A 14037-nucleotide genomic window follows, 5' to 3' on the forward strand; every position below is an offset into this window, starting at 1 on the left:
GAGGTCAGAGCTGGGCGCCGCCGTCCGCGCCGCCGTCGGTGCCGTGGGGGTCGGCGCCGCCGTCGTTCGGGCCCTCGCCGGAGACGTGGTGCTCGTCGTGCTCCTCGTGCGAGGCCACGCCGTTGACCACCGACGTGTGCTCCGAGTGCGAGTGGTGCTCCGAGTGGGAGGTGTGGGAGCTGGTGGTGGTGATGTCGTCATCGCTGAGTGCCATGTCCGATGATTACCCGTCCGGCGGGATCCGCTAACCGCTCAGCTTCCCGGGCCGCCCGCCGATGACCAGGGGGCACGCTCGACAGGGGGAAGGTGGCCGTGGCTGGTGACGACCGCGTGGTCCGGCCGTTCCGGCTCACCACGGGGCTGCTGGTCCTGGCGGTCGCCGCGGCCGTGCTGGCGACGTGGCTGGCGGGCGTCCTCGCGCGGGCCTGGGAGGCGCCGCTGGCCGGCTGGGCGATACTGCCGGTGCTCAGCGCGGTCGCGGCCGCCGAGTCGTGGCGGGCCTCCGGCGCGCGCGGGCTGACCATCCCGGCGCGCAACTTCTGGCGGTACGTCGCCATCTCCTCGGTGCTGCTCGGCCTCGGCGCGATCAGCAACGCCTACGACGCCCTGCACGGCCCCGGCGCGCCCTCGCAGAAGCCGAGCCCCCTGACGCTGGGCCTGTTCATCGCCGCCTCCGTGATCACCCAGTTCGGCCTGCTGCGGCTGCCCGGCGCCCGGGCCCAGCGCGGCGGCTCCCTGCAGCTGCTGCTCGACAGCGGCACCGTGATGATCACGGTGGCGCTGGTGGCCTGGCACTTCTCGTTCCGCCACGCCGAGGCGTGGGCGAAGGTGTCCGGGTCGGTGTGGCCGGCCGTCGTCGCCGTCGTGGCCGGCTGCGCCTCGATCGCCGTCTTCGTGAAGCTCGCCTCGACCGGCATCGGCGCGATCGACCGCGGCGCGCTGCGCATCCTCGCCGTCGCCACCGGCGTCGCGGCCGCCGCCGGGGCCATGGCGCCCGCCTTCGCCGCGTTCCCCGCGATCAGCGACGGGCAGGTGACCAGCGCGCTCGCGACCGGCTTCATCGCCTTCGCGGCCGACCGCCAGCGCCGCGCCGCCGACCTGCCGCCGCCCCCGCCGCTGCCCGCCCGGCGCTGGAGCGTCCTGCCCTACCTCGCCGTGGCCGCCGCCAACGGGCTGCTGCTCGTCGCCGGCCAGGGCCCCGACGGCCGGGTGCTCACCGCCGGCGCCGTGCTGCTCACGCTCGTCGTCGTGGCCCGCCAGATCCACGCCTTCCGGGACAACGCGCGGCTGCTGGAGACCGTCGACCGCACCGTCGCCCAGCTGCGCGAGGCCCGCGACCAGCTCGCCAGCCAGGCCGCGCAGGACGCGCTCACCGGCCTGGGCAACCGCCGGTTGCTGGCCCGGCGGATGGAGCAGATGAGCGGCACGCCCCCGCACCGCCTGCACCTGGCGATCATCGACCTCGACGACTTCAAGCAGGTCAACGACCGGCTCGGGCACAACGTCGGCGACGAGCTGCTGCGGGCGGTGGCGGTGCGGCTCACCGGCGTCGTCGGCACCGCGGGCACCGTGGTCCGCCTCGGCGGCGACGAGTTCGCGATCCTCGCCGACGCCGAGCCGTGCGCGGCCGACGCCCTCGCGGCCCGGCTCGCCGACGCGCTGCAGCAGCCGCTCACGGCCGGGACCGTCGAGCTCATGGTGCGCGCGAGCATCGGCCTGACCGACGCCGGGGGCGCCGCGGGCCCGGCCGGCTCGCGCGAGCTGCTGCGCCGCGCGGACGTCGCCATGTACGCCGCCAAGGACCGCGGCAAGCACCGCATCGCCCGCTACACCCCCGACCTGGACGCCGTGGCGACCGAGGACGCGCGGATCGCCGCCGAACTGCGCCGGGCCATCGACGCCGGGGAACTGCACATGGTGTACCAGCCCATCGTGCGGCTCCCGGACGGCGTCATCGAGGCGGCCGAGTCGCTCATCCGCTGGACGCACCCGGAGCGGGGGTTCGTGCCGCCGTCGGTGTTCATCCCGGTCGCGGAGCGCACCGGCCTCATCGCGCCGCTCGGCGAGTGGATCCTCGCCGAGGCGTGCGCCCAGTCCGTGCGCCTGCATGACCTCGGGGTGGACGCCCGGCCCGAGGGACCGGTCCGCATCACGGTGAACGTCTCGGCCCGGCAGCTGCGCGACCCCGACTTCCCGGCCACCGTCCGGCGCATCATGGGCGAGACGGGCGCCGACCCGGGCCGCCTCACCGTCGAGGTCACCGAGACCGCCGTGTTCGACGACGAACTGGCCCTCGCCTCCGTGCGCACCCTGCGCGAGATGGGGCTGCGGATCGCCCTGGACGACTTCGGCACCGGGCACTCGTCGCTGGGGCTGCTGCAGATCTGCCCGGTCGACGTCCTCAAGGTCGACAAGAGCTTCGTGGACGAGATCGGCGCGGGCGGCTCACCGGCCGTCATCGCCACGGCGCTGCTGCAGATCGCGGACGGGCTGCACCTGCGGGCGGTCGCCGAGGGGGTCGAGACCCCCGAGCAGGCGCGGCAGCTGTACTCCCTGGGCTACCGCCACGCGCAGGGGTACCACTTCCACCGCCCCATGCCCGCGGACGACCTCGTGCGGGTGCTCGCCCTCGACGCTCAGCGGCCGCGCAGGAAGGAGACGGCCTCGGCCAGCCCCAGGTCCGTGAGCCTGGGGTCGTAGCGCGGGCCGACGTCGCGCATGAACGCGTGCTCGCCGCCCGCGTACACGTGCAGCTCGAGATCGTCGTGGCCGGCGGCGTACAGCTCGGCGAGGATCCGCACCCGCGCGCCGGCCGGGACGTGCGGGTCCTGCGCGCCGAAGACGATCATCAGCCGGCCCCGGATCTCCGCGGCCCGCGCGAGCGAGTCGGCCTCGTCCGCGCCGAGCTTCCCGTCGTGCAGGCCGGTCGGGTAGCAGCAGACGGTCGCGGCCACCCGCGGGTCCAGCGCGGCCCGGAAGGCGAGGTGGCCGCCGATGCAGAAGCCGGCCGCGAACAGCGCCGTCACGTCGGGCCGGGCGGCCAGGTGGTCCAGGACCGCGGCCCGGTCGGCGTCGAACCCGGCGGTCGTGGTGGCCGCGGCCCCCGCCAGCCCGCGGGCCTTGCCGGCGTCGTCGAAGTCCAGCGCCACCCCGGCCAGCTCGCCGTGCGGGTAGATCTCGGGCACCGCGACGAGGAACCCCTCGCCCGCGATGCGCCGGGCGGTGCGCAGGGTCGACTCGGTGAGCTGGAAGATGTCGGTGTACAGCAGCAGGCCCGGCCACCGCGGCGCGTCCCCGACCGGCGAGACGATCCGGGTGCGGATCGCACCGCCCGGCCCCGGCACCATGACCTCGTCCTCGCGCAGCCTCATGCCGCCGACCATACCGGCCCGCCCGGTCCCGGCGGCGGCGATCGGGGGGCGCGCCGGTCGCGGCGCCGGAGGGCCGGGTGGCGGCCGTCGGCCCGGCGGCCGCCGGCGCCGGGCGACCCGCCGACGACGAGCCGTCCGCCGACCGGCACCGCGACGCCGGGGGCGATCGGGCGGATGAGCCGGGCGGGCCGCGATCGGGACGACACCCGCGCCCGCCGGGCCCTGCGGCCCTGCGCACGGCGCCGTCACGGGCGCACGCTGGAGTCGGGGAACCAGCGTGAGGAGGACCCGATGAGCACACACGCGGACCCGCAGGGGATCGTCGTCGGCTACGACGGCTCACCCGAGGCGCGGCGCGCCGTCGAGTGGGCCGCGGCCGAGGCCGGGCGGACCGGCAGCCGGCTGCAGATCGTCACCACGTACGAGATCGTCTGGCCCGGCGCCTACTACGCCGCCCTCGCCGAGCAGGCCGAAGCGGCCCGCCAGGCGGCCGAGTCGATCCTCGCCGACATCACCGCCGAGATGCGCGACCGCTCGGGCACCGTCGACGTGTTCGGCATGTGCGCGCCGTCCTCGGCCGCGGCGACGCTGCTCGGCCTGGGCGACGCCGGCGCCCGCATGCTCGTCGTGGGCAACCGCGGCGCGGGCGGGCTGGCCAACCTCCTGCTCGGCTCGGTGAGCCAGCAGGTCGCGACCCACGCGAAGGTGCCGGTGGCCGTGGTGCGCGGCCGGTCGGACCCGTCCTTCGGCCCGGTGGTCGTCGGGGTGGACGGCTCCGTGCCGGGCGACCACGCCCTCGGCCTCGCCTTCGAGGCGGCCCAGGCCCGCGGCCGGGCCCTGGTCGCGGTGCGCGCCTACGCCCCCGGCATCGCCGACGACGCCCAGGAGCGGGCCGGGCTGGAGGAGACGCTGGTCACCTGGTCCGCCAAGTTCCCGGACGTGCCCGTGGCCAAGCTGGTCGCCGCCGGCCGCCCCGCCGAGGTCCTGGTGGACGCCTCGCGCACGGCGACCCTCGTGGTGGTCGGCAGCCGCGGCCACGGCGGCTTCTCGGGCCTGCTGCTCGGCTCGGTCGGCCAGCAGCTCATGCACCACGCCGACTGCCCGGTGCTGATCGTCCACTGAGGACGCCGACGGGGCCCGGACGGCTCCGGGCCCCGTCGTGACGCCTGCCCGGCGCGCCTACTCGACGGTGATCACTTCCTCGGAGGTGAGCCGCGGGGTGTGCGGCGGGCCCGCGTGCTCCGGGTCGGCGACGCCGAGGCGCAGCACGAGGTAGGGCCAGCCGACGTCGCCCAGCATCCGCCGCAGCGCCGCGCGGGTGAACTCGAGCTCGACCGGGCTGCTCAGCGGCAGCACGGCGGCGCCGCGCCCGGTCGCGGTCAGCCACAGCTCGCCCAGGGCCTCGCCGGCGGCCAGCCAGTCGGGGCGCTCGTCGCCGTCGCCGTACAGGACCGCGTAGTTCGCCGCGTTGTCGTGCCCCTCACCGGCGGCGAGGGTGCCCGGCACGCCGAAGTCGCGCTCGGCGACCGTGGTGCGCGGGTTCTGCGCCGGCAGGGCGCTGGACGGCACGCCGGTGCCGCCGGGGCGCTCCCCGCCGACCCAGCCCGCGGTCTCGGCCCGCATCCGCTCGTCGCGTTGCTGGGCCTCGCCGGAGTGCTCGATCATCACCGCGAGCTGGAGCACCTCGTCGCGGTCCAGCACATGCAGCCGGGCCCCGCCGCGGCGGGCGCCGGCCGCGAGGGCCTCCAGGACCTCGGGCGCCACCGGCTCCTCGGTGACCGCGCGCCGGTCGGTGCGCCGCACCCGCAGCAGCTGCAGCCGGTGCATGTCGTGCGGGTCGGCGGGCGTGTGCTCGACGGCCCGCACGACCGCGAGGGGCTCACCCGCCGGGCGCTCGACCTCGGCCCGCCAGCCCTCGGCGGCCAGGGCCACGAGCGCGTGGTGCAGGGCCGCGCCGCAGCTGAGCAGCATGAGCCGGCCCTCGGCGTCCTGCTCGCGCAGCTGCCGCTCGGGCACGGCGTAGAGCTCCAGCGTGTCGCCGCGCACCACCCAGCGCCACGGCTGGGTGTTGTGCACGGAGGGCGCGAGCCGGGCGGCGTCCGCCGCCGCGGCCAGCGCGTCGGATGCGGTGGTCATGACAGGCTCCAGTCCCGCACGTCGGGCATGTCCTCGAGGTGCTCGACGACGTACGTCCCGTGCTCGGACAGCTTCCGCTCGCACCACGCCTTGAGCTCGGTGGCACCGGACGGAAGCCGCTTGGCGTTGTTGATGGCGTCCATGACCAGGTGGTACCGCGAGACGCGGTTGCGAACCGTCATGTCGAAGGGGGTCGTGGTGGTGCCCTCCTCCACGAAGCCGCGCACCCGGAACCGGTCGGCGTCGGGGCGGCCGTGCACGAGCTGGTGGATGGCGCCCGGGTAGCCGTGGAAGGCGAAGACCACGTCGACGGAGTCGGTGAACAGCTCCGTGAACCGGGTCCCGCTCATCCCGTGCGGGTGATCCTTCGGCCGCGGCAGGGTCATGAGGTCCACGACGTTGACCACCCGGACGCGCAGCTTCGGCAGCCGCTCGCGCAGGATCCGCGCGGCCGCGACGGTCTCCATGGTGACCACGTCACCGGCGCAGGCGAGCACGATGTCGGGGTCCGTGGTGCCGTCGTCGGTGCCGGCCCAGTCCCAGATCCCGGCGCCGCGCGCGCAGTGCTCGGCCGCGGCCTCCATCGGCAGCCACTGCAGCTGCGGCTGCTTGTCGATGACGATGAGGTTGATGTAGGAGCGCGACCGCAGGCAGTGGTCGGCCACGGAGAGCAGGCAGTTGGCGTCCGGCGGCAGGTAGACGCGGGCCACGTCGCCGCGCTGGGTCAGCACGACCTGGATGAGCCCGGGGCCCTGGTGGCTGAAGCCGTTGTGGTCGTTGCGCCAGGCGGTCGAGGTGAGCAGCACGTTGAGGCTGGGCACCTTCGCCCGCCACGCCAGCCGTTTGGCCTCCTGGAGCCATTTCCCGTGCTGTACCGTCTGCGACGCCGACACCATCGCGAACGCCTCGTAGGTGGCGAACATGCCGTGGCGCCCGGTGAGGTTGTAGCCCTCGAGCCAGCCGTGGCAGTTGTGCTCCGACAGCACCTCCATGACCCGCCCGTCACGGCCGATGGCCACGTCCGCGTCGGTGACGCGCTCCATGAACGCCCGGTCGGACACCTCGAACACGGCGCCGAGCCGGTTGCTGTTGGTTTCGTCGGGGCAGAAGAGCCGGAAACGGTCGGGGTTGTCGCGGTACACGTCGCGCAGCAGCTCGCCGAGGCGCCGGGTGGACTCGGCGCGGACGGCGCCGGGCCGGTCGACGTCGATCGCGTACTTGCGGAAGTCGGGCAGGTCGAGGTCCTCGGTGAGCACGCCGCCGTTCGCGTGCGGGCTGGCGCTCATCCGCAGGGCACCGTCGGGCGCGAGGGCCCGCACGGCGGCGACGGGCGAGCCGTCGGCCGCGAACAGCTCCTCCGGCCGGTAGGACCTGAGCCACTCCTCGAGCAGCCGGAGGTGCCCGGGGTTGTCCTTGACGCCGGACAGCGGCACCTGGTGCGAGCGCCATGTCCCGGTGACCTGGACGCCGTCGACCTCCTCGGGCCCGGTCCAGCCCTTCGGCGAGCGCAGCACGATGAGCGGCCAGCGCGGCCGGGTGCCGTCCCAGCCGCCGTCGCGGGCGGCGTCCTGGATGGCCCTGATGCGCTCGTACGCGTCGGCGAGCACGGCGGCGAAGCGGTGGTGCATGCCGGGCAGGTCGCCGCCCTCGACCTCGAGGACGTCGTAGCCGTGGCCCTCGAGCAGCGACCGTACCTCCGCGGGGTCCTTGCGCCCGAGCACCGTCGGGCCGGCGATCTTGGCCCCGTTGAGGTGCAGGATCGGCAGCACGGCCCCGTCGCGGGCCGGGTTGATGAAGGAGACGCCCTTCCAGGAGCCCTCCAGCGGCCCGGTCTCGGCCTCCCCGTCGCCGACGACGGCGACGGCGAGCAGCCCGGGGTTGTCCATGACGGCGCCGAAGGCGTGCACGAGCACGTAGCCGAGCTCGCCGCCCTCGTGGATGGAGCCGGGGGTGGTGACCGACACGTGGCTGGGGATGCCGCCCGGCGCCGAGAACTGCCGGAACAGCTGGAGCATCCCGGGCTCGTCCTGGGTCACGGCCGGGTACACCTCGGTGTAGGTGCCCTCGAGGTAGCCGGCGGCGACGAGCGCCGGCCCGCCGTGCCCGGGCCCGGCGAGGTAGATGGCGTGCTGCCCGGTCTGCTTGATGAGCCGGGACAGGTGCGCGTAGATGAACGACAGCCCCGGGCTGGTGCCCCAGTGCCCGAGCAGCCGGGGCTTGATGTCCCCGGGCTCCAGCGGCCGTCGCAGCAGCGGATTGGCTTGCAGGTAGATCTGCCCGATCGTGAGGTAGTTGTTCGCCCTCCACCACGCATCCAGCTGCGCGACCTCGGTCTCGTCGAGCTCAGCACGCAGGCGCTGTGTCATGACCTCTCCCGTTTCCCTCGCGGCCTCCACTTCTCAGGGTGACCGTGACGACGGCGATCCGTCAGGGCCGGAGGTCCCGCAATTCCCGGGACCTGCGGCGGGCGGGGTCACCCCCGTCACCCCGCGGTGCCTGGCGAGGAGCTGATACAACGGGCGCATGCTCAGAGCGCGCCTGACGCTGGTGCTCGGCATCGTGCTCCTCGCGGCCGGCGTCGCCGGGTTCGCGACCGCGGGCCGCGGGCTGCGCACGACCTCCGTCCACGTCGGCGCGGTGCCGGTGGAGCTCGTCCGTCCCGGCGGCGCCGCGGCGGGCGGGGCGGCGCGGCCGGTGGTGGTGGTCGTGCACGGCTACGCCGGATCTGGCCGTCTCATGCGCCCGTTCGCCGACACCCTCGCCCGGCGGGGCTACCTGGTGGCCCTGCCCGACCTGGCCGGCCACGGCGCCAACCCACGGCGGCTCACCGAGGCCGCGCTCGACCGGGACCTGGCCGCGGTGGTGCGCTACGTGCGCGGGCTGCCCGGCGCCGACCCGGCGCGGGTCGCGCTGGTCGGGCACTCGATGGGCGCGGCCGCCGTGGTGCGGGCCGGCGCCGCCGACCGGTCGATCGCGGCCACCGTGGCCATCTCGATCGGCGACGACGCGGCGGCGGCGACCCGGCCGGGGCCGCGGCACCTGCTGGCGATGTACGGCGCGTTCGAGCCGTCCGGGATCGGCTCGACCACCGAGGCCACCGGCGCCGAGCGGGTGGTGCGGGTGCCGCTGGCCGAGCACATCGGCGTCCTCTTCGCCGACCGCACCCACCACGAGACGGCCCGGTGGCTCGACCGGGCGCTGGGCCACCACCCGGACCGGCCCGTCATCGCGGCCAAGGCCCGGCTGGTCCCGGGCGGCCTGAGCCTGGTCGGCGGCCTGCTGATCCTGATCGGCGCGCTGCTGTCGGGGCGGACCGGGGCCGCGCCGGCGCCGCCGGACCGCGAGCGCCTCGGCCTGCGCATCGGGGCGGTGCTGGTGGCGCCGGTCCCGGGCGAGCTGGCCGGGGTGGCGCTGGCCCACGCGCTGCCCAACACGGTGACCGGATACCTCACCGGCTACTTCGCCGGATGCGGCGCCGCCCTCGTCGCCGCCGCGCTGCTCATCCGCCGCCCTGACCGCCCTGCCCGGCCGTCTCCCGCGGCGCTCGCCCGGGCCGCTCTGCTCGCGCTCGCGGCGCTCGCCGCCGTGGTCCTGCCGGTGCACGCCGGGCTGACCGATGTCGCGCCGCACGGGCCGGACTGGTGGGTCGTCGCGCTGCTCGCCCTGGCCGTGGCGGCCCTGCTCGCCGGGGCGCACGCGCTGCTCGGGACGCCGTGGAGCTACGCCGCGGTCGTCGCCCTGTGCCTGCCGATGCCCGTGGCGTCGCTGATCGGCGTCGCGCCGGGGTTCCTGGCCCTCATCTCGCCGCTGGTCCTGGTGCTGATCGGGCTGCACGTCGCGGTGTGCGCGGCCGCCGGCCGCCCGTGGTGGCGCACGGTCCTGGCCGGCGCGCTGACCGTCGCGTGGCCGGTCGCGGTCGTGCTGCCGGTGCTCGGCTGAGCACCGCGGGCTAGCCCAGCGTGGCCAGGGCGAGGGCGGCGTGCTCGCACCAGAGGGCGTGGCCGAGCTCGGCGAAGCGGTCGTGGGCGGTGCGCAGCAGGGTGCGGGCCTCCTCGACGCGGCCCTCGGCGACCCGCAGCCGGCCGAGCTCGAGGCGGGCCCGGGCCGCGCCGGTCTCGTCGCCGTGGCGGGCGAACATGCTCAGCGCCTCCGTGAAGCGCTCGGCGGCGGCCGGCCCGCGGCCGTCGGCGGCGTCGAGGCGGCCGAGGTCGAGGCTCAGGTACGCCACCCCGGTCTCGTCCCGCAGCTGCTGGGCGTCGCGCAGGCTGCGCCGGAAGCAGGCGAGGGCCTCGGGGTGGCGGGCGTGGGCCTCGTACCACATGCCGAGCCGCCGCTCCATCATCGCCGCCTGCCGCACGGCGCCGATGCCGCGCAGCCGGTCGCGGCAGTCGCGGTAGGCGTCGGCGACCGCGGGGGCGTCGGGATCGTCCTCGTGCTCCCAGCGCACGAGCTTGGCCTCGGCATTGACGGCCATGTACTCGTCCCCGCCCTCCCGCGCCGCGGCGATCGCGCGCCGGAAGTAGCGGCGCACGTCGTCGCCGTCGTGGCGCCACTCGGCGATCTCGGCCATCGCGAACAGCGCCACCGAGCGGCCGACGGCGTGCCCGGCCGCGTCGAAGATCTCGTAGGCGGCCACGGCGTCGCCGTCGTCGACGCTGCCGCCCTCCGACGCCACCCGCTGCGCGAGGGAGACGAGCATGCAGGCCTCGCCGACCCGGTCGCCGGTGCGGCGGGCCGCGTGCAGCCCGGCCCGCGTGGTCTGCTCCCACAGCTGCCAGTGGCCGCGGGTCTCCAGGTAGGTGCGCAGCACCCAGGCCAGGCGCCAGCACAGCTGGTCGAGGCCGTGGGCGTGGGCCTGGTGCACGGCCGCCGCGACCGAGCCGACCTCGGCGTCCAGCCAGGCGAGGGGGTCGGTGAGCACGGACCAGTCGGTGACGTCGGCGAGCTCGGCCACGCCCCAGGCCCGGGCCGGGCGGTCGCCGCTGAAGCGCTCGACCGCGGCCAGGGCCGCGGACAGCCAGCCGGTGAAGATGCGCGTGGCCGCGGCGCGCACCGCGTCCGGGTCGTCCTCCTCCCCGCAGCGCTGGGCGGCGAAGATGCGCACCAGGTCGTGCAGGTGGTAGCGGGAGGTGCCGACGCTCTGCATCAGCTGCGCGTCGGCGAGCTCGTCGACGACCTCGTCCGCGTCGACGGGCCCGTGCTCGTCGCCGACCGCGGCCGCGACCGTCCAGGCCGGGAAGGGCCGGGTGGCCAGGGCGCCCAGGCGGCGCAGGGCGGTGCGGGCCGGGGTGCCGAGGCCGACGTACGACACCAGCAGGCTCGCCCCGACCCCTCCGTCCGGCGTGGACAGCGCGGCGAGGCGGCGGCGCTCGTCGGCGAGGCGCTGCGAGTAGGCGGCCACGGGCAGCTCGGCCCGGCCGGCGAGGCGGGCGCCGGCGACGCACAGGGCCAGGGGCAGGCCGCCGCAGTACCGGATGACGTCCCCGGTCGCGGCCGGCTCCGCCCCGGTGCGGCTCGCGCCCACGATCTGGTCGAGCAGGGCCCGGCTCGGCCCCGGCCCGAGCAGCCCAAGCTCCAGGTGCTCGGCCTCGGTGAGGCCGAGCAGGCGCGGGCGGCTCGTCACGAGCACGACGCCGCCGGTGCCGGGGCTCAGCGCGCGTACCGTCGCCGCGTCCGGCGCGTCGTCCAGCACCAGCAGCACGCGACGGCCGGCGAGGCGGGCGCGGTAGAGGGCCTCCCGCTCCCCCGCGCCGGCCGGGATGGCCGCGGGCGGGACGCCGAGCGCGATGAGGACCGAGGCGAGCGCCTCCCACGCGCCCCCGGGCACGCCGAGGCGCACGTGCAGCTGCCCGCCGGGGAAGCGGGACCGGACGCGGTGCGCGACCGCCACCACGAGCGCGCTCTTGCCGATCCCGGCCGCGCCGCACACGGCCAGGATGCGGGTCTCCTCGCCGTCGCCGTCGAGCCGGCGCAGCAGCCACTCGACGGCGTCCTCGCGGCCGACGAGCAGCCGCGGGGGCGGCGGCAGCAGGCAGGGCGCGTCGCGCTCCGGTGGCGGCTCGGGCCCCATGCCGGTGCCGGTCTCGGCGTCGAGCAGGATGCTCTGCTGCAGCTCGCGCAGGTGCGGGCCGGGCTCGATGCCGAGGTCCTCGACGAGGCGGCGGTGGCCGTCGCGGTAGACGGCGAGCGCCTCGGCCCGCCGGCCGGTGCGGTGCAGGGCGGTCATGAGCTGGGCGCGGAGGCGTTCGGCGTAGGGGTGCTCGGCGACGAGGGCGGCCAGCTCGGGCAGGGGGTCCCCGCCGACGGCGAGCTCGGCGTCGAAGCGCTCGGCGAGCACGGCCAGGCGCAGCTCGGCCAGGCGCGCCCCCTCGACGGCCAGCGGCGCGGTGTCCAGGTCGGCGAGGGCCGGGCCGCGCCACAGGCCGGCGGCGCGGCGGTACAGCGCGACGGCGTCCTCGACGCGCCCGTCGGCGGCGGCCCGGCGGGCGTCGGCGGCGAGGCCGGTGAACACGCCGAGGTCGATCTCGGTGGGGTCGGCGGCGAGGAGGTAGCCGGACGAGACGGTCCGCACGGCCTCGTCGCCGAGGATGGTCCGCAGCCGGTGGACGGTGCTGTGCACCTGCTGGCGGGCGGTGGCCGGGGCGGTGTCCCAGGTCGCGTCGATGAGCTCGGCCAGCCCGACGGGCCGGGCCGGGCGCAGGAGCAGGACGCTGAGCATGGCCCGCTCGCGCCGGCCCCGCGGCCGCCAGACCGTGTCGCCCTCGCCGATCTCCAGCGGGCCGAGCATCCGGTACCGCACGCTACCTCCCCGTGTGCGCGTCGTAGCCCGTTCGTAGCCGTACGATATCCGTCGATGCCATGAAGCGTCGGCCCGGCGGCCTCGGTCCGCGGTGCGGGGCGGCTACCGCAACAGCGCGGCGATGTCGTCGTAGGCGGTGACCACGATCCCGACGACCAGTCCGGCGCCGCCGGCGACGATCGCGCCCGGCACGGCGACGGCGCTGCCCCCGGCCGCGGCCGCGAGCCCGGCGAGGGCGATCGCGACGAGCACGGCGTTGCGCACGACGTGCCCCCGGCCCAGCGGGGTGGTGGAGGCGCCGAAGCACCGGCAGGGCGCCCGGTTGCCGGTGCGGAGGCTGAGCGCGATGGCGCCGGCGAACACGGCGAGCAGCCCGGCGGCGACCACGAACCCGGCGACGGCCGCCCAGCGCGCCGGCACGAGCAGCAGCGCGACCACGGCGACCTCGGCCGCGACCGACCCGGCGGCGGCCGGCGCGACGAGCCGCGCGGGCACGACGCGCATCTGCCGCAGCGAGTCCGCGAACGCGGCGTAGGCCTTGGCGGAGCCGACCTTCCCGGCGAGCGCCACCACGAACACGGTCGCGACCAGCAGCCTGGCCGCGACGTCCACGTATCCCATCCGCGCCCCTCCCCCGTGATCGAGAACAGCCTATCTCCCGTGGACGCTCACGCGGCCCCGGCGAACACCCGGATCTTCGATCTCGTCGAGCACCGCGACCGCCAGGTCGGCGTGGGACAGCGGCGGGTCCGGGTCGGGGACGCTCTCGCCGCCGAGGGTGTACCGCCCGGTGCGCGGCCCCTCCCCGGTGAGCCCGGCGGTCGGGGTGAGCACGGCCCAATCGACCCCGGTGGTGTCCGCGCGCAGCCGGTCGAGGCCCGCGAGGTGGGCGAGCGCGAACGGGCGCAGGGCGGCCGGGAAGGCCGCGGGGTCGTCGAGCACCAGGCCGCCGGCCGCGGTGCGCAGCGTCGCGAACAGCCCGACGACCACGAGCCGGGGCGGGCGGGCGGCGAGCAGGGCGTCGGCGGCGCGGGCGAAGAACCGCCCGTCGAACGCGTCGCCGAGCCGAGCCAGCTCCTGCGGCCCGGACGCGGGCGTGACCGCGCTGACGACCGCGTCGCAGCCGGCTACGGCCTCGCGCACCCGCGCCGCGTCGGTGACCTCGGCGCCCCGCCCGAGCGCGACGGCCGCATGCCCGCGGCGCACCGCCTCCGCGACGACGGCCCGCCCGACGCGCCCGTTTCCTCCGAACACCGCGATGCTCACGGGCGCGAACGTAGACCCGGGGCGGCCGGTTTCCGCAACGATATGGACGCTACGCTCGGGCGATGGCCGAGCCGCGGGCGCCACTGGACCCGGACCTGTTCGACCCGATGTGCCCGTCCGGCGCGCTGCCGTTCCAGATCGGGGACAAGTGGACCGGGATGGTGCTGCTGTGCCTCAGCGGCGGGCCACGGCGGTTCACCGAGCTGCGGGTGCCGCTGCGGGGCGTGACGCCGAAGGTCCTCGCGGCCACCCTGCGCGCGATGGGCCGCGACGGGCTCGTCACACGGACCGCGCACGACGAGAACCCGCCACGGGTGGAGTACGCCCTGACCCCGCTGGGCGCCAGCCTGCTGCCCGTCATCGCGGCGTTCCGCGCGTGGAGCGACGCCCACCTGCCCGAGCTGCTCGCGGCCCGGGCCGCCGCCACGGAGTCTTGACATCCGTCGTTTGTTTGTGTGTACTCAC

11 protein-coding genes are annotated in these 14037 nt (G+C 76.5%); 4 read left to right on the forward strand and 7 right to left on the reverse strand.

Annotated elements, in window-relative coordinates; all coding sequences use genetic code 11:
- Window positions 1–4: 4 nt before the first annotated feature.
- Window positions 5–214 (reverse strand): hypothetical protein, encoded by a 210-nt coding sequence (locus tag ACQP2P_RS32500; RefSeq protein ID WP_350612956.1) that lies wholly within the window; start codon window positions 212–214, stop codon window positions 5–7.
- Window positions 215–312: 98 nt separating this feature from the next.
- Here ACQP2P_RS32500 and ACQP2P_RS32505 point away from each other — a divergent pair, with 98 nt between their 5' ends.
- On the forward strand, window positions 313–2700 hold the full coding sequence (locus ACQP2P_RS32505; protein WP_433607330.1) for a putative bifunctional diguanylate cyclase/phosphodiesterase: 2388 nt from the start codon (window positions 313–315) through the stop codon (window positions 2698–2700).
- Here the strand turns inward: ACQP2P_RS32505 and ACQP2P_RS32510 are convergent.
- Complete coding sequence (locus ACQP2P_RS32510; protein ID WP_433607332.1) at window positions 2637–3371, reverse strand: dienelactone hydrolase family protein; 735 nt, start codon at window positions 3369–3371, stop codon at window positions 2637–2639. The genes ACQP2P_RS32505 and ACQP2P_RS32510 overlap by 64 nt on opposite strands.
- Before the next feature lie 291 nt (window positions 3372–3662).
- On the opposite strand from ACQP2P_RS32510, the gene ACQP2P_RS32515 reads away from it, so the two are divergent.
- Window positions 3663–4493, forward strand: coding sequence for a universal stress protein (locus ACQP2P_RS32515; RefSeq protein ID WP_433607334.1), 831 nt, complete (start codon window positions 3663–3665; stop codon window positions 4491–4493).
- Between the two features lie 57 nt (window positions 4494–4550).
- Here the strand turns inward: ACQP2P_RS32515 and ACQP2P_RS32520 are convergent, their stop codons facing one another.
- Together ACQP2P_RS32520 and ACQP2P_RS32525 are read right to left on the reverse strand one after the other, a co-directional pair.
- Entirely contained in the window at window positions 4551–5507 is a 957-nt protein-coding gene (locus ACQP2P_RS32520; protein ID WP_433607336.1) for an Acg family FMN-binding oxidoreductase, read from the reverse strand.
- On the reverse strand, window positions 5504–7873 hold the full coding sequence (locus tag ACQP2P_RS32525) for a phosphoketolase family protein (protein ID WP_433607338.1): 2370 nt from the start codon (window positions 7871–7873) through the stop codon (window positions 5504–5506). The genes ACQP2P_RS32520 and ACQP2P_RS32525 overlap by 4 nt, the downstream gene beginning before the upstream one ends.
- 157 nt (window positions 7874–8030) lie before the next feature.
- Here ACQP2P_RS32525 and ACQP2P_RS32530 point away from each other — a divergent pair, with 157 nt between their 5' ends.
- Entirely contained in the window at window positions 8031–9446 is a 1416-nt protein-coding gene (locus tag ACQP2P_RS32530; RefSeq protein WP_433607340.1) for an alpha/beta hydrolase family protein, read from the forward strand.
- A 10-nt stretch (window positions 9447–9456) separates the two neighbouring features.
- Here the strand turns inward: ACQP2P_RS32530 and ACQP2P_RS32535 are convergent, their stop codons facing one another.
- From ACQP2P_RS32535 to ACQP2P_RS32545, 3 genes are all read right to left on the reverse strand, one after another.
- Window positions 9457–12306: a BTAD domain-containing putative transcriptional regulator gene (locus ACQP2P_RS32535; protein ID WP_433607342.1), complete on the reverse strand. Its 2850-nt coding sequence runs from the start codon at window positions 12304–12306 to the stop codon at window positions 9457–9459.
- Window positions 12307–12408: 102 nt separating this feature from the next.
- Entirely contained in the window at window positions 12409–12927 is a 519-nt protein-coding gene (locus ACQP2P_RS32540) for a MauE/DoxX family redox-associated membrane protein (protein WP_433607344.1), read from the reverse strand.
- A 30-nt stretch (window positions 12928–12957) separates the two neighbouring features.
- Entirely contained in the window at window positions 12958–13572 is a 615-nt protein-coding gene (locus ACQP2P_RS32545; RefSeq protein ID WP_433607346.1) for an NAD(P)-dependent oxidoreductase, read from the reverse strand.
- A 62-nt stretch (window positions 13573–13634) separates the two neighbouring features.
- Between ACQP2P_RS32545 and ACQP2P_RS32550 the strand changes: the two genes are divergently transcribed.
- Window positions 13635–14009 (forward strand): winged helix-turn-helix transcriptional regulator, encoded by a 375-nt coding sequence (locus ACQP2P_RS32550; protein WP_433607347.1) that lies wholly within the window; start codon window positions 13635–13637, stop codon window positions 14007–14009.
- Window positions 14010–14037 lie beyond the last annotated feature (28 nt).

The sequence above is a fragment of the Dactylosporangium sp. CA-139114 genome (assembly GCF_050955725.1).
Lineage (GTDB): Bacteria > Actinomycetota > Actinomycetes > Mycobacteriales > Micromonosporaceae > Dactylosporangium.